Consider the following 24,309-nt stretch of genomic DNA (forward strand, 5'->3'; position numbering starts at 1 on the left):
TACTGTATGAAAGAAAACAAAGGAGATTGTCCAATGAAATTTTTAACTTTTGAATATGAAGACAAGAATTATTATGGTGTCAAAGTAAAACGTGAAGACAGTGCATGGATTATTCCGCTCTTATTCCAGGATTTCAGTGATGTTAAAGATTATCCGAGAACATTGCTCGAAGGTATTACTGAGTACCACACATTGGATTTTCAGGAACTTGTCAGAAAGCTTGTTGAAAGTGCAGAAGCATCTGATAATGCAAATAAGTACAAGGCACCGTTTGAAGATATTAATATTATGGCGCCGGTTAAACCGCCGAATAACACAATCGGTTTTGGCCGCAACTTTAAAGCGCACACTGAAGAGATGAAGAGCGAAGTTGAATTGTATGTATTCACAAAAGCAAACTCAAGTCTCGTCGGTGATGAGGATACAATATCTTCTTACAGCGATGTAACAGAAGAGCTGGATTATGAAGGGGAACTCGGTATCGTTATCGGGAAAGAAGCAAAAAACATAGACAGCTCGATGGCTTATGATTATATTTACGGCTACACGATTGTCAATGATATTTCAGCGAGGGAATTGCAGAAATCACACAAACAGGCATTCTTATCGAAAAGTCTGGCGACTCCAATGGGACCTTATATCGTTACTAAAGATGAAATTCCAAACCCGCAGGACACGACAATCGTTACTAAAGTGAACGATGAAATCCGTCAGGACGGCAGCACTTCATTAATGGTAAGAAAGATTGATGAACTCGTTGCAGAATTGTCGAAATATGTGACACTGCAGCCGGGAGATGTTATTGCATCAGGTACCCCTGCAGGAGTCGGGGCGGGCATGGATCCGACAGGCTTCTTAAAAGCAGGAGATACAGTACGTGTTTCAATTGATGGAATTGGAACATTAACGACACACATTGAGTAAACATTCCATGATATACTACTACAGGAAACATTAATGTAGAGGGGGAATCAGACGATGTTACATTTACACCTGACAGCTATTATTGTTTCATTTATATTATTTATAGCTGTTTACGCTATGTACAAAAAGAATAATACTGCTGAAAACAAACCGGCATTTATTCTGCACATGGTGCTGAGAGTGTTCTATCTGCTTGTATTATTCAGCGGGATTATGGTTTACGTCGGTAATATGGAAGGCATCAGCAATGCAGGTTCGCACATGCAGTATGGTATTAAAGCGCTGCTTGGTATTCTTTCAGTTGGATTTATGGAAATGGCAATTGTAAGACTGAAGAAAAACTCCAGAAAAGCGACCGGGCTTTTAATTGTTTGTCTTGTACTTATTATTGCGACAGTTATTATGGGTGCAATGCTGCCTCTAGGTATGCTGAGCTTCTAAAACAAATGAATAATCTTAATGCCGGCCTGTTAAATTTTAACGGGCCGGTATTTTATATGTTCTGTGTTAAAATAAAATTTATGAACAATTAGTGAAACGGAGTCTTAAAGAACTGAAATTTAGTATACTGATTACTATACGAATAAAAGGTAGGATAAAATTATGAAGAGAATACTAGCGCTTGTGAGCATGATTTTGGCAGTGCTGTTTATGAGCAGTCATACAGTATCAGCCGAAGAGAATACATATGACAGAATTTATATGATTACTGTCGACCGCTTTTTAAATAATAATACGTCAAATGACGTTGGCGTAACAGAAGACGGAGATCCTTATTATCCGTTCGGCGGGGATTTTGACGGCATCGTTCCGTATCTCGAGTATATTAAGGATATGGGCTTTAATACAATTATGCTGTCGCCGGTGGCAGAACGTGCCGAAGATGATTATCTCGGCTACGATGTTACAGATTACGCCTCTATTTCTGAAGCCTACGGCAGTCCGGAAGATTTTGAAAACCTGCTTGCCGAAGCTCATGAACTTGAATTAAAAGTCATTGTCGATATGCCGGCTGTTGCAACAGACGATTATACAGCACTGGAAACTCCCGCATTTAATACTATCCAGGAAGAATATTATGAAGATATTGGGCGGGAGATTATCGACCTGAATGATGCCGGCAACCAGGAAACATACCGTGCAATGGTTCAGGAATTTACAGATACTTACGATGTTGACGGTATCAGCATGTTTGTGAATCAGGATGGATTGAATGCTGAAGAATTTTTACCTGAAAATATTGATACTTACGGGATTTTATCGACTGAAGAAATAACCGCTGAAGGGTTTGACACTATAGCGAGAGAAGGATTCAGAGCTGATCTCGCACAGACATACGGCGGCATTGATCAGGAAATTCCCGAATTTCCGGAAGATGAACAGCTGATTATGGCAGACCACTGGTTCTCAGAAAGATTCACGCACAGTGCTGCAGAACAAAATATGTTTCCGGGTACGAGAATACAACAGCTGGCGAACTATTTATACGCCTACCGCGGACCGAGTGCGATGACATACGGCACAGAAGTTGCCTTTAACGGCAGCAGCTATCCGGAAGTGCATCCGCAAATGGATTTCAGAAGCGATAAGGAAGTTATTGAGTATCTTGAGAATATCGCTGTAGTTTACAGGAATCACGAAATTATGCTGGCTCCGGAATCAGAAACTGAGACGATATTAAACGAAGACGGGCAGTATCTGGTTAAATATTATACAGCTGATGTGGACTACATACTGAATGTAAATAATACAGCTGAAACAAAAAGTAATACGATGGAGCAGACAGCTGAAGAAGAAGGGAAAGTACTGAGCGGTATGCTCATTGGAGATATGATTCGCCCGCATGATGGAGAATATATCACTGTGCTCGACAGAGAAGAAACAGAACTGTATTCGATAATTGAAGAAGCAGGCTTTAACAATGGATACTTATACGCAGCAGTTTTAATCTTTGGTATATTTGCAGTCTTTGTCTGGGTGGCAGCGAGCCGCAGCAGAAAAAATAAAGCAAAAAGAATGAAAGACAGAGAAAAATAAATAACAATAAAGCCGCACTCCTTCAACGGAATGCGGCTTTTAATATTTATAAGTCTTCAGCTTTTTCAATCGCTTTATAACCGATCATATTAATTACATCTTTCGGACTGGAGAAAGGCGGTGAATATCCGATTTCGATATTAATTAAGTCGTATACCGTGCCGCCGAGACGGGTATGGGCCGATAAGACATCGATACGTTTATCAACACCCTCTGTCCCGACGACTGCAGCTCTTAGTATAAGTCCGCTGCCTTTAGAGACGTAGACTCGTATATGAATCGGTGAGGCATCCTTCATATAGCCGGATTTATTTTTCTGTTTCTGATCGACTGTAAAGTGAGGAATTTCAGCGACATCTTTTTCCGATAAACCGAAAGTCGCAATATTGTAATCGAAAAACTTCACAATGTTTGTGCCGAGCAGGCCTTCGTGTGTAATTGAACGGTCTCCGGCAAGCTGGTTTGCAATAATATGGGCCAGTCTGTGAGCAGGCCAGGCCAGGGCGGACTGGATATTCATCTCAGGTACATGCTGGAAGTGAGTCATCACAGCATCGCCGAGCGCATATATATTATCGATATTCGTCTGTCCGTTTTTATTAATAGGAATAAGACCGTCTTTTAAAGTAATGTTCGAGCTGTTTAAAAACTTTGTGTTCGGTGTGATGCCGACACCTGTAATAATGAGCGGTGCATCGATTGTTTCACCTTTTGATAATACTGCTTTACCGCCATCAACATAGTCAATTTCCGTATTCAGTTTCAGCGTGACGCCTTGTTCGGTCATGGCTTCATAAAGTACTCCGTTCATATCCGCTTCGATATTTTTATAAATCTGTTCATCGTGCTGAAGCATTGTGACCTTAATGCCCCGCTTCGTTAAGTTCTCGGTAACTTCGAGTCCAATATATCCTGAACCGACAAGGACAGCTTCTTTAATATTATTCTCTTTTATAAACTTCACGATATAATCCAGATCTGCCAGTTTATGCAGTGAAAATGTCTGTGCTGCATCTTTTACTGCAGGTAGTTTTTTCGGTGAGCCTCCAGGAGATAAAATTAGGTAATCATACGAATCGGTAAACTCTGTATCGCTGTTTTTATCGTATACAGTAACTGTATTTTCTTTAGAATTTACAGCAGTGATTTCGTGTTCCGTCTTCACAAAAATATTTCTATCTCTAAATTTCTCAGGTGTCATATTCGTAAGGCTGTCCCATTTTTCAACATCGCCGCCGATATAATACGGCATGCCGCAGGAACCGTAACTGATGTCCCGGTAGCGTTCGTAAATAACGATTTCTATATCGGGATTTAAACGGCGGAGTTGAGATGCAGCAGTGGCACCGCCTGCTACACCTCCAACTACTATAACTCTAGTCATATTATTTACCGTCTTTAAAATAGAAAAGGGCGATGGTGCCGTCGCCTGTATGTGAACTGATTGTCGGTCCAATACTGGAAATATCAATTGTTTGAAGACCGGTCTTTTCAAGCAGTTGCTTTTTTAAATCATTTGCAGATTTCTCTGCATCAGCATGAACGATATGTCCATGGCCGGAAGCACCTTCTTCATTTGCAAGTTCGACCATGCGTTTGAATACTTTTTTAATACCTCTGTGTTTTTCGAGAGGGACCAGCTTCCCTTCTTCAATATGAAGCAGCGGTTTAATGTTTAACAGTCCGCCGAGAAAGGCTGAGCCTTTAGATAAACGGCCGCCTTCAGCTAAATAGTTCAAATCGTTAACTGTAAACAGATGTCTGATATATTCAAGGTCCGACTTCACTTTCGAGATAATCGTTTCCTTGTCATCTCCCTCGGCAATATATTCGGCTGTCCGCTCGACAATCAGTCCTGCACCGTAGCTCGCAGACTGCGTGTCGATAACTGTAATATCGGCGTCAGGTGTTTCTTCAAGCACTAGATCACGGCCGATTACAGCACTTTGGAATGTTCCTGACAGATTGCTTGAAAACCCGATGTAAATAACACTTTCACCCTGGTCAGTATATTTTTTGAAAAGTTTTTCAAATGCATCCGGATTCGGCTGGCTGGTCATCGGACGCTTGCCGTCTTTGATAGCCTGAATCACTTCCTCACTCGTAATTTCAAGCTGATCGAGGTAGCTTTTATCTTCAATCTGTATCGTTAAAGGTAAAACATCAGCATCAAGTTCCTGTGCTTTACTGAGAGACAGATCTGAACAGCTGTCGATTATAAGTTTCATAACTATTTCCCCCTTAAGATTTCAGGCGCAGGTCAAAAAAGTCATTCAGGAAATGACCAATGCCGTCATTGTTGTTGTTTGTTTCAGTAACGTAGTTTGCAATTCCTTTGATGTCGTCGATGGCATTCTTCATAGCAACACCGTGCTCAACATACTGAAGCATTTCAGTATCGTTATCCTCATCACCGAAAGCGATAGTGCGGTTCGCCGGAATATTTAAAAACTCTCTGGCGTAGTCGACACCGACAGCTTTATTGATACCTTTTTTAATGATTTCAAGGACCGGATAAGGTGCACCCCAGCGGCGCTGTTCGATAACTTCCGCAAACAGTTCATCAAGCGTTTGCCGTATGTGAGGCATTTCAGATTCTTCAGCCTGTACGAGAATACTTGTGACATCTTCATTTACAGTTTCGTATAAATTGCCGACGCTGATTTTAGGATCGCCCATTTTAAAAGCATCAAACAGTACGCTGTCGTGATAGTGTATATATATATTATCCTTAACTTCGGCAACAATATTTTTTATATTGAGTTCCGGTACTTTTTTTGCAATTTCTTTAGTAACATCAAGATCGAGAGTTTCATGTTTTATCTTGAAATTGAAATCGGTCGGATGGTGAACAAATGCACCGTTAAAGTTAACGACAGGAGTCGTCATTTTTAATTCTTTATAGTATGGAACACTTGCCCGGTAGGGACGCCCGGTAGAGATCATCAGTTCGTGCCCTTGTTGCTTAAGTGTTGTAAGCACTTCTTTTGTGAACGGAGTAATTGTCTTTTCATCCGTCAGCAAAGTGCCGTCTAAATCTAAACAGATTAAATGCTTGTCCATATAAATCTCCCTTTTGTATGTGTTTAATTAAAATGTTTCTTCTTAATAATAGCATTTATATTTATTGAATGTATAATTTTTGTTATAGTTATGGTACATACACTACAGTAAGGAGTGATAAGTTTGGATAAAGCAATGGAAGAAAGCATGTACGGTGCGTTAGAGAATGTTATTGACCCCGAACTTGGTATAGATATAGTGAACCTTGGTTTAGTTTATGGTGTAAACCTTGATGACGAAGGTAACGCAGGTGTGGAAATGACTTTAACTTCAATGGGCTGCCCGATGGGACCGCAAATTATGGGACAGGTAGAACACTCGCTGCTCGAACTGCCTGAAGTCAAAGATGTGCAGATAGCAATCGTCTGGAACCCGCCATGGGATAAGGACAAAATGACACGCTATGCAAAAATCGCACTTGGCGTCAGCTAAATCTATTTACAAAAGGAAAGACCGCGAAGATATTCTTCGCGGTCTTTTTTATGCCCATATTAACTGATACAGGATTGAAAATGCGCCGAGTACAAAACAATAATAAGCAAAATAAATCAAATTGCCGTTTTCCATAACATTCTGCAGCCACTTAACTGCAAAGTATGTTGCGATAACCGTTACGATAAAGGCGAGCAGATAGGCAAGCCATAAAGTATTCATATTCGGATCGTTTACTATGTCACCGACAGAAAGCAAAGCTGTACCGAGAGAAACTGGAATATATAAAAGGAATACAAAACGCAGTGCATTCTTCTGACTTAAGCCGACTGCAATAGAACCGACAAGGGTCGCTCCGCTGCGGCTGATCCCGGGTGTCAAAGCAATACATTGTGAGAGACCCACGATAATTGAGTCTTTAACAGTGATGTCACCGTCGCGTTTTTCTCCGCGTTTATTTTTAATAAACCAGAGCGCAAGACCGGTAAATAACAGCATAACGCCGACGAAACCAACAGAAATATTGTCGCCGATTACATCTTTTAATAACAGACCCGCAACGCCGACCGGAATCGTAGCAATAATAAGACAAATTGTATATTTAAAATCGGTCACTGCGTCGTTATCTCTTGCACCCTTAAAAACAAATCTCCATAAATTTTGAAGAATACTGATAATATCTTTTCGGTAAACAACGAGTATTGCAATCAGCGAAGCTGTATTTAAAAATATTTCAAACGACAGGCCCGAAGCTTCAATGCCGAACAGTTCACGTGCAATGACCAAGTGTCCGCTTGATGACACAGGAATCGGTTCAGTAAGCCCCTGGAGAAGACCAAGAAATACATATTTAATAGTAGTGATAATATCCAACTTTAAAATTCCTCCTTAAATATCCATCAATAAATATATGATAAATTCGACAATATTGCTATTAATTACTTGATTTAAAGAAGAAAAAGAGTATAATTAAGTTATGGTCAAAAAAGGTCAAACATTTATGACCTTAATTTTACTTAGCTGAGGTGAAGTAAATTGGATATTAATAAAATGACTTTAAAAGTACAAAACGTTATCGAACGTGCACAGCAGTATTCAGTTGAGCTTAAGCTGCAGTCCATTGAACTGGAAGCAGTATTAAAAGCTATGCTGACAGCAGATGAAAGCATGAGTGCAGATATACTGGAACGTGCAAACATTAATACAGCAGATATTATTAAAGAATACGACAGGAAATTAAAAACTTATAATGCAGTAACCGGAGACAGCGTTGAATACGGTGTCTATATGTCTAGCGGTTTTTCTCGGCTGTACAGCAGTGCGGAAAAACAGATGACTGCCATGGAAGATTCGTTTATCTCCCAGGAGCACCTGCTTTTAGCAGCTCTTGAAGAAGATAATATATTAAAAGAAGCAGTTGGAAATAAAGCGGACATTATTACAGAAATCATTAAGAAAATCAGAGGGGGAAATCATGTGACAACACAAAATCCGGAAAACCAATATGAAGTACTTGAAAAATACGGGCGCGACCTTGTCGAAGAGGTGAGAAACGGCAATGTAGACCCGGTAATCGGCCGGGATGAGGAAATCCGCGATACGATTCGGATACTGAGCCGTAAACGCAAGAATAATCCGGTTTTAATCGGGGAGCCGGGTGTTGGTAAAACAGCAATCGTCGAAGGACTTGCTCAGCGCATAGTGCGTAAAGATGTGCCCGAAAGCCTTCTCGACAAAACAGTATTTGAACTCGATTTAACATCACTTGTAGCGGGGGCGAAATACCGCGGTGAATTTGAAGAAAGGTTAAAAGCAGTATTAAAAGAAGTTAAAGAATCCGACGGCAGGATTATTCTCTTTATCGATGAAATACACATGCTCGTCGGTGCCGGTAAAACGGACGGGGCGATGGATGCCGGAAATATGCTGAAACCGATGCTCGCAAGAGGCGAGCTGCACTGTATCGGTGCGACAACGATTAATGAATACCGGGAGTATATTGAAAAAGATTCTGCACTTGAAAGACGTTTCCAGAAAGTTCAGGTGCCTGAACCGGACGTCGAAGATACGATTTCAATTCTCCGCGGACTGAAAGAACGTTATGAAGTGCACCACGGTGTAAGAATTACCGACCGTGCGCTTGTTGCGGCGGCAGAATTATCAGACCGTTATATTACCGACCGTTTTTTACCGGATAAAGCAATCGATCTCATGGACCAGGCCAGTGCGACAATCCGTACAGAAATGGGCTCTAATCCGACTGAACTGGATCAGATTAATCGCCGCGTGATGCAGCTTGAAATTGAAGAGCAAGCTTTAAAAGGCGAGAAAGATACAGTATCAGCCAATCGTCTGGCAGAACTGCAGACAGAACTCAGCGATATTAAAGAAGAACAGGCAACACTGCAGAACAAAGTAGAGAAAGAAAAAGAACAAATCGGCAGAGTGAATGACAAACGTGCCGAAGTCGATAAAGTACGTCAGGAACTGGAAGAAGCGGAGAATAACTATGAGCTGGAACGTGCAGCGGAACTCCGCCACGGCAAACTGCCGCAGCTTGAAAAAGAACTCGCTGAATACGAAACAGAAATGGAAAATTCAGTCGATGAAGATCGTATTATCAGAGAAGTCGTAACCGAAGAGGAAATCGGATTTATCGTCAGCCAGTGGACAGGTATCCCGGTAACGAAACTCGTCGAAACAGAAAAAGATAAGCTGCTTAAATTATCGGATATACTTCACGAGCGTGTGGTCGGCCAGGACGAAGCGGTTGATCTCGTTGCCGATGCTGTTATCAGAGCTCGTGCGGGTATTAAAGATCCGGACAGACCAATCGGGAGTTTCCTGTTCTTAGGACCGACAGGTGTCGGGAAAACGGAACTTGCGAAAGCACTCGCTGCAACGATGTTCGACTCGGAAAAACATATGATCCGTATTGATATGAGTGAGTATATGGAGAAACATTCGGTTTCAAGACTGATCGGGGCACCGCCGGGATATGTCGGCCACGAAGAAGGCGGTCAATTAACAGAAGCAATCCGCCGCCAGCCGTATTCAGTTATTCTGCTGGACGAAGTGGAAAAAGCGCACTCCGATGTATTTAATATTCTGCTTCAGCTCCTTGATGAAGGCCGTCTGACTGACTCCAAAGGCCGCAGCGTCAACTTTAAAAACACAATCATTATCATGACATCGAATATCGGGTCACAGCACCTGCTCGATACAGTAGTTGTCGACGGTGAACTGAGCGATGAAACGAAAGATATCGTCATGAGTGAAGTGCATCAGTACTTTAAACCTGAAATTATAAACCGGATGGATGACATTGTTATGTTCAGTCCACTAACTCAGAAAAATATGGGCGCAATTGTCGACCGTCTAATTGCAGACTTAAACAGACGGCTTGCTGCACAGCACATGTCTCTAGAAGTAACTGAAAGCGTTAAAAATTGGGTAGCTAAAAGCGCCTATGAACCGCAGTTTGGCGCACGTCCGCTGAAACGGTTTATTCAAAAACATATCGAAACACCGCTCGCAAGAAAACTCATTGCAGCCGATATGACAGAAGGACTGCATATTAAAGCAGACTATATAAACGATGAATTAGTATTCGATATTGAGTAAGTAAGATGAAAACCTCCTGAAACTTTGATTTCAGGAGGTTTTTTGTTGTTTTTGGGGGTGGATGGCGCTGATTGCTAGGGCGGGTCGGCATGATTGGGTATCATATGTATCCGCGGGCGCTGGGATTGGCATGAATTGGTTTCATAAGTATCCGCGGGCGCTGGGATTGGCATGATTGGGTGTCATGTGTATCCGCGGACGCTGGGATTGGTATGAATGGCTGTCATGTGTATCCGCGGGCGCTGGGGTTTGTATGAACGGTTGTCATGTGTATCCGTCGGCACTGGGGTTTGTATGAACGGTTGTCATGTGTATCCGCCGGTGCTGGGGTTTGTATGATTGGGTTTCATATGTATCCGGAACCTTTTGGATTGGCATGACCAAATTTCATATCAATCCAAATTTAAAAAAATAATCTAAACCTATTTATATGACCTCAAAATTTAAATATACCTCGTTCTAACGACTAAATATATAGTTTATACAAAATATGTACATACATTTAATTACAAAAATAACCTTGTTTGTGTAAAAAGTAAACCAGTTTTGCTATTTTTGTGTTTAAGTAACTTTTTTAAAAGAAAAACAGGGTTCTCGCCTATATATAGGGTAAGAGGACTTTTTTTATAGGAGGAATAATAATGTTTTTAAATAGTCGTGAAAAACCAATCGAGTTACTTTATTACATTGCACTTTCCAAACGTAAAGAACTGACGAACAATGAAAAATATCAGTTGTCTAATTTGGAAAAAGGATTTGAAGGAGAATGTTTATACGATGAAATATTTGATTTTATAGGGCATAACAATTTATATATTCATAGAGATCTTTACCTGCATATAAATAATTCGGTAACACAGTACGACAGTATTATAGTTATGGATAGCAGAATTGTGGTTAACGAAGTGAAAAACCTCACCGGAGATTACAGGTATGATAATAACAGCTGGCATAAAAATAACAGACAGATGGAAAGTGATCCTTTTATCCAGCTTAACCGGGCGAAAAATAAAATAGTGAGTCTAGGAAATAAAAGTTCTCTGGATTTTTATACAGATAGTAAAGTTATTTTTCCGAATGATGATTTTAATTTTACATCTGACAATGAAAAAATGCATAATCAGGCAGTGATGAGGACTCAGCTGAAAAATTACCTCAGGAGTTTTCGAAACGAGACGATAGGAAATAATGCCAAAAACATTGTCCAGCTGATAAAGAATTCCATTACCTCAAAGCCCGACACTGCTGACTTTATTAATATTTCTGAACTTAAACACGGGATATATTGCGGACATTGCTCAAGTTTTAATTTACTTAAAGGTAAATTTCAGTTTAAATGCTCTGATTGCGGGAGCATAGAAAGCTATGAAACCCATTTAGTGCGAGCGATGTTTGATTATAAATACTTGTTTCCTAGTCATCCAATGACGAGATTGTCATTGCTGCAATTGATTGATTATAAAATTAATAAAAATACTGTATTTTGTGCTTTGAAAAAACATTGCTGCAGTGTTAAAAAAGGGAATTCTACATATTATACTTTGAAATACAGTAATTTTAATCAACAGTTATCCGTGATAAGAAGTACGCAGAGATATAAAGATAAAATTATTCATTCATAATTATTTTGGTGATTTGTAAGGAGAGGATTGGCGCGAACTGGTTTCATAAGTATCCGCCGGCACTGGAGTTTGTATGATTGGTTGTCATATGTATCCGCCGGCACTGGGGTTTGTATGATCGGGTGTCATGTGTATCCGCGGGCGCTGGGGTTTGTATGATTGGTTGTCATGCGTATCCGCGGGCACTGGGGTTTGTATGATTGGTTGTCATGCGTATCCGCGGGCACTGGGGTTGGCATGAACGGGTATCATGTGTATCCGCCGGCGCTGGGATCGGCATAATCGGGTTTCATAAGGACCTCAACCCCCCAACCCGAACTATCGCCAACCCTTCCCCAAAAGAAAAAAACCGGGTGCAGATTCGCACCCGGCCGGCCTAAAGGCAGTATAATCTATTATTTTCTGGTATCTTCAATCGCTTCATCGAGTTCCCGGGAGAATTGATTGCGGGTTTCGTCATCATAGCTTAAGGTATCCTGCAGGAGCTGTTCAACACCGCTGCGGTATTTTACGACATCCTCGATTTCAAAATAAAGTTTGCCTGAACGGCGTACGAAAAAGTCAGCCGGCTTGATTACCATTTCATGAAGTATACCGTAAATTACTTCCGCATATAAGGGTTTCGGCAGACTGTATTTTTCGTGATTATCGTTTGTAATGCCTGCATATTGATAAACTGCTTCGACATTGCTGCCGTATTTCATGGCGAGCATATGACCTTCATCGAGTGTAAGACCGTAACTCGGCGCTTTACGGCTTATGTTGTCAACGTAGTTCTGATAGCCGACACTGCCGCCGACATCGCCTCCGGAAACTGGTTCATTTTTAGTTGAAACTTTTTTAACGTTCATTTTATGATGTTTTTTCAAATACTCTGCAACCTCATCCACGATTTCCTCAGCCATATGGCGGTAGCCGGTAAGTTTGCCGCCTGCGATTGTAATGAGCCCGCTTGTACTGTGCCAGATTTCATCTTTGCGTGAGATATCCGAAGCATTTTTACTGCCGGATTGGATAAGCGGACGAATACCGGCCCACGAGGATTCGATCATCGATATATCTATATTTAAGGTTGGAAACATAAAATTAATCGCGTCGACCAAATAAGCTTTATCTTCAGTCTCAGCTTTCGGCCTGGCTTTATTTTCACCGTAAAATGTATCTGTTGTACCGACGTAGGTTTTGCCGGCCCGCGGAATAGCAAAAATCATACGGCCGTCATCTTTTGTATCAAAATAAACAGCCTGGGTTAACGGGAAATCCTCTTGTTTAAAGACGATGTGAACACCTTTAGTGTGAACTAAATGCTTTTTAGTCTGCCGGCCCGCCTGGTCATTCGCGCGGACTTCATCGACCCAGGGGCCGGTTGCATTAACGACTGCTTTACTTTTAATTTCATAAGTGTCGTTTCTCAGAACATCTTTGGCTTTAATTCCTGTAACCGTACCGTTATCATATAAAAATCCGTCTGCTTTCACGTAGTTGACTGCATCTGCACCGTAGGAAGCGGCTTTCTTCATTACTTCAACAGTGAGTCTCGCGTCATCAGTTTTATATTCCACGTAGTGACCGCCGCCGCGGAGTCCGTCACTTTTAATATTAGGAACCCGTTCGATAACTTCTTGTTTTGTGAGCATGTTGCGGCGTTCGTTTTTATCGACCTGGGCAAGAGAATCGTAGACTTTCAGTCCGAGGCTCGTTGTAAACTCGCCGAATGTACCGCCTTTATGAAAAGGCAGCAGCATCCATTCGGGTGTTGTGACATGCGGACCGTTTTCATAAACAATGGCTCGTTCACGGCCAGTTTCCCTGACAACATTAACCTGCATTTGTTTTAAATACCGGAGTCCGCCGTGAATTAATTTCGTGCTTCTGCTGCTCGTACCTTCTGAGAAATCCTGCATCTCTACCAGGGCGACATTCAGTCCGCGCATCGATGCATCGAGTGCAATTCCGGCTCCCGTAATTCCGCCGCCGATTATAAGTAAATCGTATTCAAATTTCGACATGTGATCAAGCTGATGTTTACGTGTAAGTGCGTTTAACATAATTCTCCTCCTGTTTTTAAATTCGGATTATTCATCTGTCTTAAACATCTGAGTCGCGCGGACTGCACTTTGCCAGCCGCGGTAGAGTGTATCCCGTTTATTGTTATCCATCAGCGGATTGAATGTTGAATCGGTTTTACTGAGTTCCTGCAGAGCTTCTTGTGACAGAAAGAAACCTGTGGCAAGGCCTGCGAGATAACCAGCTCCGAGCGCAGTCGATTCCAAAATTGCGGGACGCTCAACCTTGGTCTGCAGCATATCAGACTGAAACTGCATAAGGAAGTTATTAGCTGAAGCGCCGCCGTCCACTCGCAGCCTGTCGATTTCTATACCGGCATCGAGCTGCATCGCATCGAGAACATCTTTTGTCTGATAGGCGACAGCTTCAAGTGTTGCCCGGCTGATATGCGCTTTAGTTGTCCCCCGGCTCAGACCGAACATGGTACCCCGCGCTTCCGAGTCCCAGTATGGCGCACCGAGTCCGGTAAAGGCGGGCACGACGTATACACCTTCAGACGAATCTACTTGCCTAGCATATTGTTCGCTTACTTTTGAGTCGCTGAAAAATTCGAGGTTGTCACGCAGCCACTGAATCGCGCTGCCCGCAACAAAAATAGATCCTTCCAGTGCATAATTCACCTTGCCGTTGATGCCGACAGCAATCGTCGTTAACAAGCCATTGTTGCTGGATGTCGGTTCTTCACCTGTATTCAGAAGCAGAAAACAGCCGGTTCCGTAAGTATTTTTCGCATCGCCTTCATTAAAGCACGTCTGGCCGAATAAGGCTGCCTGCTGATCGCCCGCGATACCTGCAATGGGAATGTTGTAACCGAAGAAGTGGGACTTTGTCGTGTAGCCGTATATTTCGCTTGAAGATTTTACTTCCGGCAGCATCTTCTTCGGAATATTTAAGATAGATAAAAGTTCTTCATCCCATTTTAGCTCGTATATATTATATAGAAGTGTCCGACTCGCGTTTGTATAATCTGTAACGTGTTCAGCACCTTCAGTGAATTTCCATATAATCCAGCTGTCTACCGTACCGAATAAAAGGTCGCCGTTTTCTGCTTTTTCCATGGCACCCTCAACGTTGTCGAGAATCCATTTAATTTTAGTGCCTGAAAAATAAGGGTCAATTACAAGTCCTGTCTTTTCCCGGAAAAGCGCTTCATATCCCTGTTCTTTCAAATCAAAACAAATATCGGCGGTCTGTCTGGATTGCCAGACGATAGCATTATAAATTGGAAGACCGGTATTTTTATCCCAGACTACTGCGGTTTCCCTCTGATTTGTAATACCGATTGAATCGATATCAGCCGGTGTGATGTTATTTTCTATCATGACTCCGGCAACTACAGACAAGACAGAACTCCATATTTCGTTTGCATTATGCTCCACCCAGCCGGAACGCGGAAAGTGCTGTGTGAACTCCCGCTGATTTGAAGCGGCAATATTTCCTTCCCGGTCGATAAGTACAGCTCTCGTACTCGTTGTGCCCTGGTCGATCGACATGATAAATTTTTTCATATTAAAATACCCCCAAAAAAGGTAAAAGTGATTATAAAATAATTATACCCGTTTTACAGTAAAGTTAAAAAATACAAATAAAAAAACCGGATTTCATATGAAATCCAGTTTAGTGTTCGTCGCCGGCATTAGGATCAGCTGACATTTTATTCAATCCGTCAAGGACAAAGATTGTCAATGTAATAAGTACCGCTAAAACAACACCAATCCAGAAGTTTAACGGGCCGCCGCCTGCAAGACTGTTAAGTATAAAGTTGACCATCTGAGTGAGCATGAATGCCCATAAAAATGTAACGAGATATCTCATCAGTGAGAAGCCTCCGATTTAACGTATTTTATACATTCATTTTACATGAAAAAATTCATAAAGTATAGTAGGGAAAAAATAATTGCTGAAAACGCTTGCATTATTGAAAGCGGTCTCATAGAATAAAGGTGCAAACGATTATGCATAGATGTATATTAATAAATTACATGCAGAAATTTTATAATTTTTAGATAATTATTATTGCCTTTTTGACAGTGTCTTTATACAATAGAAAAACAAACACGAGAATTTACATAATTTGAAAAATTGAGACTTATTTTTAACAAAGGGAAAGTTAAGGTGATTTAAGTGGGAGAAGAGCTTCTGAGCGTTAAAAATTTGACGACATCCTTTAAAATAGACGGGACATATTACCCCGCTGTGGACGGTGTGTCACTGGATATTCAGCCGAATGAAGTAGTGGCACTTGTCGGGGAGTCCGGATCGGGGAAAAGTGCAACGGCATTTTCATTAATGAAGCTTCACAGGAATGCACGTATTGAAGGCCAGGTGGATTTTGAAGGTAAAGACCTTCTTAAAATTAATGAGAAAAAGATGAACACTATACGCGGCGGAGAGATGGCCATGATCTTCCAGGATCCCATGACTGCACTGAACCCGTTAATGAAAATAAAGCTTCAGATTATGGAGACTTTAAAAATACATAAGACGAAAGCTAAAAGTGAAAGAGAAAGCTATGCAATAGAGTTATTGTCGAGAGTAGGCATTCCAAATCCGGAACGTGTCGGGGAAGCATTCCCTCATGAACTTTCAGGAGGAATGCGCCAGCGTGTTGTAATCGCAATTGCAATTGCGAACAGACCGCGGCTCTTGATTGCAGATGAACCGACGACGGCGCTGGATGTAACAATTCAGGCGCAGATTCTCGACTTAATCAGAGAACTGCAGGAAGATCTTAACTCGGGAGTACTGCTGATTACGCATGATCTCGGTGTTGTGGCGGAAATGGCAGATCGGGTAGCTGTAATGTATGCCGGCCAGATTGTGGAAATCGCACCGGTTAAAGAATTATTTAAATATCCTAAACATCCGTATACGCGTTCTCTGCTAAACTCACTGCCGCATGAAGAGCAGATGGGAAGCAGACTTCATGTTATTGAAGGGGTCGTGCCTGCACTGAATAAAATGGATAGAGACTCATGCCGTTTTGCGCCACGGATTCCGTGGATTCCGGCTGAAGCCCATGAACATAATCCAGAACTTAGGGAAATCAGCCCGGAGCATTATGTACGCTGCACGTGCTATAAAGACTTCTATTTAAAATCGGACCCTGATATCGGACTTCAAGTAGAACAGGAGCAAATGGAAAATGGCGCAGAAGAGGTGAAGGAATGAATAACCTGCTCGAAATAAATAATTTAAAAGTGTACTACCCGATAAAAGGCGGTTTTTTCAATACAGTTAAAGACCACGTTAAAGCTGTTGACGGAGTCTCACTCAATATTCCGCAGGGCACTACATACGGTCTCGTTGGAGAGTCGGGATCAGGGAAAACAACAACAGGCAAAGCAGTCATCGGCTTGAATCATATAACGGAAGGGGAGATTCTTTTCGATGGCAAAGCAATCAGCGGAAGCGGGAAGTCAGTGGAAAACAGCAAAGAAATCCAGATGATTTTCCAGGATCCGTACTCTTCTTTAAATGTACGTAAGCGTGTATTTGATATCGTGAGTGAGCCGATTAGAAATTATCACAAACGTACTAAAGATGAACTGATTGCAGAAGTTTTGGATCTGCTCCAAAAAGTAGGGCTGCCGCCGGGCTCGCTTTATAAATATCCGCACGAATTTTCAGGCGGACAGCGGCAGAGAATCGGTGTAGCACGGGCAATCGCACTGAACCCGAAATTGATTATTGCCGATGAGCCTGTATCTGCACTCGACGTGTCGGTCCAGGCGCAGGTATTAAACTTTATGCAGGATATTCAAGAAGAGCTGGACTTGACAATGCTGTTTATCGCGCACGACTTAGGGGTTGTCCGGCACATGTGTCAGCATATCGGTATTATGTATCAGGGACGCCTCGTCGAGGAAGGCACCGCAGAGGATATTTTCAGCAATCCTCAGCACCTTTATACGAAACGTCTGATCGCTGCGATTCCGGATACGAACGTTGATAAAATCGATGAAAATCTGCATATTCGCCAGTCGGTAAAAGAAGAATACGACCAGCATTTTCACGAATATTTAGATGAGGATGGCAGAGCATTGCCGCTGATTAATATTTCAGCAACGCACAAAGCTGCACTGCCGGCAAAGGGGTGAAAGGCTGAATGTTAAAATTTACTATTAGACGGTTAATTATATCGTTTCCGCAAATTATTTTACTAAGTATTCTGGTATTCTTCCTGGGTTCTTTAATGCCGGGGGATGCCTTAAGCGGTCTGATTGACCCTACAGTGCCGATTGAACAAATCGAACGTCTGCGTGAACAGATGGGACTAAACAATCCCTGGTATATTCAGTACAGAGACTGGATAGCTGCGATGCTGCAGGGAGATTTCGGGCACTCGTTCTTTAAACAGCAGCCGGTACTTGACGTTATCGGTGACAGAATGCTGAATACCATATGGCTGTCATTATTCTCAGCAGTATTAATTTACTTAATCGGTATTCCATTAGGCCTTATTTCAGGACGATGGAACGACTCGCCGCTCGACAGTCTGATTACAGGATACACATACTTAGGTTTCGCAACACCGACATTTATTTTTGGTTTAGTAATGCTGCTGCTGTTCGGCTATACACTTGGCTGGTTTCCTACAGGCGGTTCGGTTGGAGCGGGCATACAGCCGGGCACCTTCGAGTATGTGCTGAGTAAAATCCAGCATCTTATATTGCCGAGTTTTGCTATAGCTTTAATCGGGCTGGTCGGCACCGTTCAGTATTTAAGGAGCGGTATTATCGAAACAAAACAGAAAGACTTCATAACTTTAGCACGTGCTAAAGGTGTAACAGAAGGAAAAGTTTATACGAAACATATTTTTAGAAACTCAATTTTACCGATTGCTGCTTTCTTCGGTTATGAAATTACGGCATTATTAGGCGGGTCGCTGTTTATCGAAACGATTTACGGCTATCCAGGCATGGGCCGCTTATTCCTTGAATCAATTTCAATCCGCGACTTTTCAGTGGCGAACGTACTTATTCTAATGTACGGAATGCTTGCGATTATAGGAACGCTGCTGTCAGATATTATTTTAAGTATAGTGGATCCGCGTATCCGCATTAAGTAAGGAGGGGTGAATTTGGCTAATAAAAGAGAAGACAAAAACAGACTGAAAGAAAATGAAACAGAAACTTATAAGTACAGTGAAGAACCGGCAAACAAAGAATACACCCCGCCTGAAAAAGGGGATGCATTCTCACTGGATGATAAAGACAGCAGTGAGCGAAAAGAAATGGATATGAGCGTTAAAGCGGATTTACCGCATGGGGCAGTGGGCCATGGCGCGCTGGATATGAAAAATCTGCCGCGCTCTAAGCCCGGCTGGAAAATTATATTTGAAGAATTAATCAGCGATAAACTCGCGCTGTTCTCTCTTATAATTCTAGTCGTTATTACATCATATGTATTCGGCTTAACGATGTTCCTGAACCAGGCGGCGATTGTTAAAGTGGATTTATTCGCAATCAACCAGCCACCTAATGATGAATTCAGATTGGGAACGGACTACGGCGGCCGCGATATCTTCGGCCAGCTGATTATTGGAACGAGGAATTCACTTGCTATCGGTTTCCTGGTCACTGCTATAAGTGTCGGCTTCGGTATAGTTTACGGTGTTGTATCGGGCTACTTTGGCGGACATATCGATAACGCGATGATGCGTGTTGTTGACTTTTTCATGGTTCTGCCATTCCTGATGATCGTTGTTGTATTCGTAACAATCGTTCCATCGTATGATATCTGGACATTCTCATTAATTATGGCTGCCTTCTTGTGGACAGGTACAGCGCGGCTGATTCGTTCAATTGCGATGCAGGAGAAAGAGCTCGATTATATTAATGCTTCCCGGACTCTTGGAAGTTCTAATATTAAAATTATATTTACCCAGCTGATGCCAAACATGGTCGGTCTGATTATCGTTAACGCAACGCTGTCACTGGCTGCAAATATCGGAATTGAATCAGGCTTGTCATTTATCGGCTTTGGTTTCCCGGAGAGCACACCTTCACTCGGGACACTCATGGCTTATGCAATTCAAACGCAGACTCTGCAGAACAGATGGTGGATTTGGGCACCTGCTGCAATCCTGATTTTAATCTTAATGCTGTGTGTCAGAAACATCGGAGAAGCATTCAGACGTGCAGGAGACGCCCGTCAGCGCAATGCATAAACAGAAGACTTAATTTTCAAAAAAATTATTGTAATGCTGCATAACTATGCTATTATGAATATTAAGAAAACTTTACAAACATTTTATGGAAGAATTTCAATTCAGATACTAAAGTTCGGAGATCTGAACTTTGTATATATATCAAGCAGTAAAAACAAAGGAGGAAATAAAATGACTAAAATTTCTTGGTCGAGGTTTTGCTTCCTTATGACGCTGGCTCTTGTTTTAGCGCTGGCAGCATGCGGGGGAGATTCTTCAGAAGAAGATACATCTACGGATGACGCTTCAACGGAAGAATCAGGAGATGAAGAATCATCAGATGATTCTGCAGAAGAAGGGGATACTGCTTCAGGAGAAGTATACAACTATGAAGATTTTCCAAAAACAGTATCTAATACAGGGGAGCCTTCAGGGGAAGGAACTATTAAAGTAGGATATTCATCAGATACGCCTTTTGAGGGCACTCTGAACTGGGCATTCTACAATGGTGCACCAGATGCAGAAATGCTTGAGTTATTCGATGAATCATTACTGTCAATGGATGCTGATTTCCAGTATACAAATGAGGGTGCGATGACTTACGAACTCGATGAAGAAAATAACACTGTAACGTTTACAGTGCGTGATGACGTGAATTGGCACGATGGGGAGCCGTTAACGATTCAGGACTATGTTGCTTCATATGAAGTTATCGGACATCCTGATTACGACGGGGTACGCGGTTCAACAGACGGCTTTACGCTAATCGAAGGGTACGAAGAATATAGAAGCGGCGATGCTGATTCTATTTCAGGTATTGAAGTAGTGGATGATCAAACTGCTGTATTTACATACAGTGAACTTGCGCCGTCATTAACAGCCGGTGGTTTCTGGCCATATGCTTTCCCTGAACATCATTATGACGGTATAGAAGTAGCTGATATGGCAGCAGCACCTGAAACTCGTGAAAACCCAATTGGTATTGGACCATACAAAGTGGACTCAATGGTTTCAGGTGAGTCGATTTCTATGTCTAAGTTTGAAGATTATTGGCGCGGTGAACCAGGAGCTGCAGAAGTAACGGTACGTGTCATTGCACCATCGTCAGTTGCAAGTGCAGTTGAGTCAGGAGAGATAGATTATGCTATCAGTTTCCCGACAGACCAGTATCCGGATGTTGCAGACATTGAAGGTGTTGAATGGCTGGCAAATATTGAAGGTGCTTATACTTACATCGGATTTAAACTCGGCTCATGGAATGCTGATGAAAATCGTGTAGATTATAAACCCGAAGAAATGAAAATGGGCGACGTTGAATTACGCCGTGCAATGTGGCATGCAATTGACAATGACGCAATCGGCGAACGTTTCTACAACGGACTTCGCTGGAAAGCAACTTCACTAATTACTCCTTACCATGCTAACTGGCATGAAGAAGTAGAAGTTCCTGCCTACGATCCTGAAGAAGCAAACCGCATTCTTGACGAAGCTGGATACGAAGATACTGATGGAGATGGCATGAGAGAAACACCTGAAGGAGAACCGTTAACGATTAACTTTGCTTCAATGTCAGGTGGAGATACTGCGGAACCATTAGCAAACTACTACATCCAGTCTTGGAGAGATGTCGGTTTAAATGTTGAATTAACTAACGGCCGTTTAATCGAGTTTAACTCATTCTACGACATGGTTGAAAACGATGATCCGGAAATCGATATTTATCAGGGTGCCTGGAGTGTAGGTTCTGACGTAGACCCTTCAGGTCTTTACGGTCCGGATGCTCCATTTAACTACACTCGCTATGAATCAGATGAAAGTACTGCATTGCTGGAAGATGGTAACTCAGCAGAAGCTCTTGACACTGAATACAGAAAAGATGTATACAACCAGTGGGCAGAACTGATGGCTGAAGATATTCCTGTAATTCCGACACTTTACCGTGCATTTGTTACACCTGTAAACGAAAGAGTAATCAACTACTCTGAAGATTACGAGTGGAACGAAGACCTGTTATGGTACCGCGTTGGTGTTGAAGACGCAGAATAACCATTAATGAATAAGAGGAAACCTGGGACAAATTGTCTCAGGTTTCTTCTTATTTATCAGTTTGTTTTTAATTGAAAGACGGACTGAATTATGATAAATTAGTACCTAGTAATATAATGAGACTATAAGGTGTGAGAAGCATGACAAATGTAGGAATTCTCGGCATTGGTTCATATGCACCAGAAAAAGTATTTACGAATTTTGACTTTGAAAAAATTCTCGATACTTCTGATGAATGGATTAGAGAAATGACAGGTATAGAAGAACGGCGTTTCGCGGAAGATATGGAAACAAGTGAAATGGCTTTTTATGCAGCTGAAGAGGCGATAGAGAACTCGGGCGTGGCAAAAGAAGATATCGATTTTGTAATCGTTGCCACTTCTACCGGAGATTATAAATTCCCGACAGTTGCAACTATGATTCAGGACCGTCTGGGACTCAATAATGTTGCATCGATGGATCAGCTCGCTGCATGTTCAGGTTTTATATATGGACTCTCAACAGCTGAAATGTTCGTTAAATCCGGCAACTACAAAAATATTTTAGTGGTCGGCGTTGATAAGCTGACAAAAATAACTGACTTTGAAGACCGCTCGACCGCGGTATTATTCGGAGACGGTGCAGGTGCTGTAGTCGTTGGTGAAGTTGAAGAAGGTTTCGGCATTAAATCTTTCGAACTCGGGAGCAAAGGATCAGGCGGCAAGTATTTATATGGAGATAAAGAAAAAGGATATATCCGTATGAACGGCCGGGAAGTATTTAAATTTGCAGTCCGTCAAATGGGAGAGTCGAGCGTTGCAGTCACTGAAAAAGCAGGACTTGCAAAAGAAGATATTGATATGCTGATTCCTCATCAGGCTAATATTAGAATTATGAATGCGGCAAGAGAACGTATGGGGCTGCCTTATGATAAAATGAGTGTGACTGTCAATAAATACGGGAACACTTCAGCAGCATCGATTCCGCTCAGCATAGATTATGAAGTGAAAAGAAACCGCATCAAACCGGGAGACAATATTGTTCTCGTCGGATTTGGCGGCGGTTTAACATGGGGCGCAGTTTGTTTAACTTGGGGTACTAAAAAGGAGGACTCTTAATGACTAGAAGGCGAGTTGTAATTACCGGTGCAGGGGCAGTAACACCAATTGGTAATACAGCAAAGGAAACATGGCAGAACGCATTGGCGGGTAAGAATGGAATTGCAGAAATTACTAATATCGATACCGAACAATTTAATGTTCATATCGGCGGAGAAGTAAAAAACTTAAATATAGAAGATTTTATCGATAGAAAAGAAGCGCGCAGAATGGATAAATTTACACAATTTGCTGTTATTGCGGCAGACGAAGCGGTAAAGGATTCAGGGCTTGAAATTAACGACAGCAATGCTGAACGTGTCGGAGTATGGATCGGTTCCGGAATCGGCGGCATTCAGTCACTGGAAGATGGTTTTATCGCGCTGACGACTAAAGGACCGAGACGTGTCAGTCCTTTCTTCGTTCCGATGATGATCCCGGATATGGCGAGCGGCCAGGTGTCAATCCGTGAAGGGGCAAAAGGCCCGAACGGTGCGACGGTCACAGCATGTGCAACCGGTACAAACTCTATCGGTGACGCGTTTAAAATTATTGAACGCGGCCAGGCAGATGTAATGATTACGGGCGGTACTGAAGCGCCAATTACAAACATGGGTGTTGCAGGATTCCAGGCGAACAGAGCATTATCGAACTCGAACGATCCTGAATATGCGTCGCGTCCCTTCTCAAAAGACCGGGACGGTTTCGTAATAGCTGAAGGTGCCGGGATTGTTGTTATCGAAGAACTCGAGCATGCAAAAGCACGCGGTGCACAAATATATGCTGAAATTGTAGGCTACGGCTCTACGGGAGATGCACATCACATTACAGCACCGGCGCCAAATGGAGAAGGCGGCGCACGTGCAATGGCTGAAGCGTTGAAAGATGCAGGCATTAGACCTGAAGAAGTGCAGTACATCAACGCGCATGGTACGAGTACACCTTACAACGATGAATTTGAAACGCTAGCAATCCGTTCTGTCTTTAAAGAACATGCGGATAACTTGTTCGTCAACTCGACTAAATCGATGACGGGCCACATGCTCGGCGGAGCAGGCGGTATGGAAGCGATCATTACTGCTTACAGTCTGCGTGAAGGCAAAGTTCACCCGACTATTAATTTAATAAACCAGGCGCCGGAGTGCGATCTTAACTACGTGCCGAACGGTGTTGAAAAAGCTGACCTTAAATATGCTGTATCTAACAGTTTAGGTTTCGGCGGGCACAATGCGTCTCTGGTATTTAAAAAATACGAAGAATAAAATTA

20 protein-coding genes are annotated in these 24,309 nt (G+C 42.3%); 13 read left to right on the forward strand and 7 right to left on the reverse strand.

Annotated elements, in window-relative coordinates; genetic code table 11:
* Positions 1-33: 33 nt before the first annotated feature.
* From MHH58_RS03675 to MHH58_RS03685, 3 genes are all read left to right on the forward strand, one after another.
* Complete coding sequence (locus MHH58_RS03675; RefSeq protein WP_135096000.1) at positions 34-924, forward strand: fumarylacetoacetate hydrolase family protein; 891 nt, start codon at positions 34-36, stop codon at positions 922-924.
* Between the two features lie 54 nt (positions 925-978).
* Positions 979-1,365, forward strand: a complete 387-nt coding sequence (locus MHH58_RS03680) for a DUF1516 family protein (protein WP_115885943.1) — start codon at positions 979-981, stop codon at positions 1,363-1,365.
* Between the two features lie 162 nt (positions 1,366-1,527).
* On the forward strand, positions 1,528-2,961 hold the full coding sequence (locus MHH58_RS03685) for an alpha-amylase family glycosyl hydrolase (protein ID WP_341345070.1): 1,434 nt from the start codon (positions 1,528-1,530) through the stop codon (positions 2,959-2,961).
* A 46-nt stretch (positions 2,962-3,007) separates the two neighbouring features.
* Here the strand turns inward: MHH58_RS03685 and MHH58_RS03690 are convergent, their stop codons facing one another.
* The 3 genes from MHH58_RS03690 to MHH58_RS03700 are packed head-to-tail and all read right to left on the reverse strand — an operon-like array spanning position 3,008 to position 6,024.
* Positions 3,008-4,345 (reverse strand): CoA-disulfide reductase, encoded by a 1,338-nt coding sequence (locus tag MHH58_RS03690; protein ID WP_341345071.1) that lies wholly within the window; start codon positions 4,343-4,345, stop codon positions 3,008-3,010.
* A 1-nt stretch (position 4,346) separates the two neighbouring features.
* Positions 4,347-5,189, reverse strand: a complete 843-nt coding sequence (locus MHH58_RS03695; RefSeq protein ID WP_341345072.1) for a DegV family protein — start codon at positions 5,187-5,189, stop codon at positions 4,347-4,349.
* A 13-nt stretch (positions 5,190-5,202) separates the two neighbouring features.
* Positions 5,203-6,024: a Cof-type HAD-IIB family hydrolase gene (locus tag MHH58_RS03700; RefSeq protein ID WP_115885939.1), complete on the reverse strand. Its 822-nt coding sequence runs from the start codon at positions 6,022-6,024 to the stop codon at positions 5,203-5,205.
* Positions 6,025-6,159: 135 nt separating this feature from the next.
* Here MHH58_RS03700 and MHH58_RS03705 point away from each other — a divergent pair, with 135 nt between their 5' ends.
* On the forward strand, positions 6,160-6,456 hold the full coding sequence (locus MHH58_RS03705; RefSeq protein WP_213810032.1) for a metal-sulfur cluster assembly factor: 297 nt from the start codon (positions 6,160-6,162) through the stop codon (positions 6,454-6,456).
* Positions 6,457-6,504: 48 nt separating this feature from the next.
* Here MHH58_RS03705 and MHH58_RS03710 read toward each other — a convergent pair whose 3' ends face one another.
* A complete protein-coding gene (locus MHH58_RS03710; RefSeq protein ID WP_341345073.1) occupies positions 6,505-7,329 on the reverse strand; it encodes an undecaprenyl-diphosphate phosphatase in 825 nt (274 codons plus the stop codon).
* Between the two features lie 162 nt (positions 7,330-7,491).
* Between MHH58_RS03710 and clpB the strand changes: the two genes are divergently transcribed.
* Positions 7,492-10,080 (forward strand): ATP-dependent chaperone ClpB, encoded by a 2,589-nt coding sequence (clpB, locus tag MHH58_RS03715; protein WP_341345074.1) that lies wholly within the window; start codon positions 7,492-7,494, stop codon positions 10,078-10,080.
* Between the two features lie 641 nt (positions 10,081-10,721).
* Positions 10,722-11,702 carry a nuclease-related domain-containing protein gene (locus tag MHH58_RS03720; protein WP_341345075.1) on the forward strand — a complete coding sequence of 327 codons (981 nt, stop codon included), beginning with the start codon at positions 10,722-10,724 and terminating at the stop codon, positions 11,700-11,702.
* Positions 11,703-12,097: 395 nt separating this feature from the next.
* On the opposite strand, the gene MHH58_RS03725 is transcribed toward MHH58_RS03720, so the two are convergent.
* From MHH58_RS03725 to MHH58_RS03735, 3 genes are all read right to left on the reverse strand, one after another.
* Positions 12,098-13,753: a glycerol-3-phosphate dehydrogenase/oxidase gene (locus tag MHH58_RS03725; protein ID WP_135095986.1), complete on the reverse strand. Its 1,656-nt coding sequence runs from the start codon at positions 13,751-13,753 to the stop codon at positions 12,098-12,100.
* A 24-nt stretch (positions 13,754-13,777) separates the two neighbouring features.
* Entirely contained in the window at positions 13,778-15,277 is a 1,500-nt protein-coding gene (gene glpK, locus MHH58_RS03730) for a glycerol kinase GlpK (protein ID WP_341345076.1), read from the reverse strand.
* Between the two features lie 109 nt (positions 15,278-15,386).
* Entirely contained in the window at positions 15,387-15,584 is a 198-nt protein-coding gene (locus MHH58_RS03735) for a YjzD family protein (protein WP_135095982.1), read from the reverse strand.
* Positions 15,585-15,893: 309 nt separating this feature from the next.
* Here MHH58_RS03735 and MHH58_RS03740 point away from each other — a divergent pair, with 309 nt between their 5' ends.
* From MHH58_RS03740 to fabF, 7 genes are all read left to right on the forward strand, one after another.
* Complete coding sequence (locus MHH58_RS03740; RefSeq protein ID WP_135095980.1) at positions 15,894-16,940, forward strand: ABC transporter ATP-binding protein; 1,047 nt, start codon at positions 15,894-15,896, stop codon at positions 16,938-16,940.
* Positions 16,937-17,869: an ATP-binding cassette domain-containing protein gene (locus tag MHH58_RS03745; protein ID WP_135095978.1), complete on the forward strand. Its 933-nt coding sequence runs from the start codon at positions 16,937-16,939 to the stop codon at positions 17,867-17,869. The genes MHH58_RS03740 and MHH58_RS03745 overlap by 4 nt, the downstream gene beginning before the upstream one ends.
* An 8-nt stretch (positions 17,870-17,877) precedes the next feature.
* Positions 17,878-18,840, forward strand: coding sequence for an ABC transporter permease (locus MHH58_RS03750; protein ID WP_135095976.1), 963 nt, complete (start codon positions 17,878-17,880; stop codon positions 18,838-18,840).
* Positions 18,841-19,065: 225 nt separating this feature from the next.
* Entirely contained in the window at positions 19,066-19,941 is an 876-nt protein-coding gene (locus MHH58_RS03755) for an ABC transporter permease (RefSeq protein ID WP_228063385.1), read from the forward strand.
* Between the two features lie 171 nt (positions 19,942-20,112).
* Positions 20,113-21,966: an oligopeptide ABC transporter substrate-binding protein gene (locus MHH58_RS03760; protein WP_135095974.1), complete on the forward strand. Its 1,854-nt coding sequence runs from the start codon at positions 20,113-20,115 to the stop codon at positions 21,964-21,966.
* A gap of 140 nt (positions 21,967-22,106) precedes the next feature.
* The gene (locus tag MHH58_RS03765; protein ID WP_135095973.1) at positions 22,107-23,063 is read left to right on the forward strand and encodes a beta-ketoacyl-ACP synthase III; all 957 of its coding nucleotides are present in this window, start codon (positions 22,107-22,109) and stop codon (positions 23,061-23,063) included.
* A complete protein-coding gene (fabF, locus tag MHH58_RS03770; RefSeq protein WP_341345077.1) occupies positions 23,063-24,304 on the forward strand; it encodes a beta-ketoacyl-ACP synthase II in 1,242 nt (413 codons plus the stop codon). Before MHH58_RS03765 ends, fabF begins: the two co-directional genes overlap by 1 nt.
* Positions 24,305-24,309: the final 5 nt, after the last annotated feature.

Origin of the sequence: Jeotgalicoccus sp. FSL K6-3177, from assembly GCF_038050175.1 — a bacterium.
GTDB lineage: Bacteria > Bacillota > Bacilli > Staphylococcales > Salinicoccaceae > Jeotgalicoccus > Jeotgalicoccus nanhaiensis.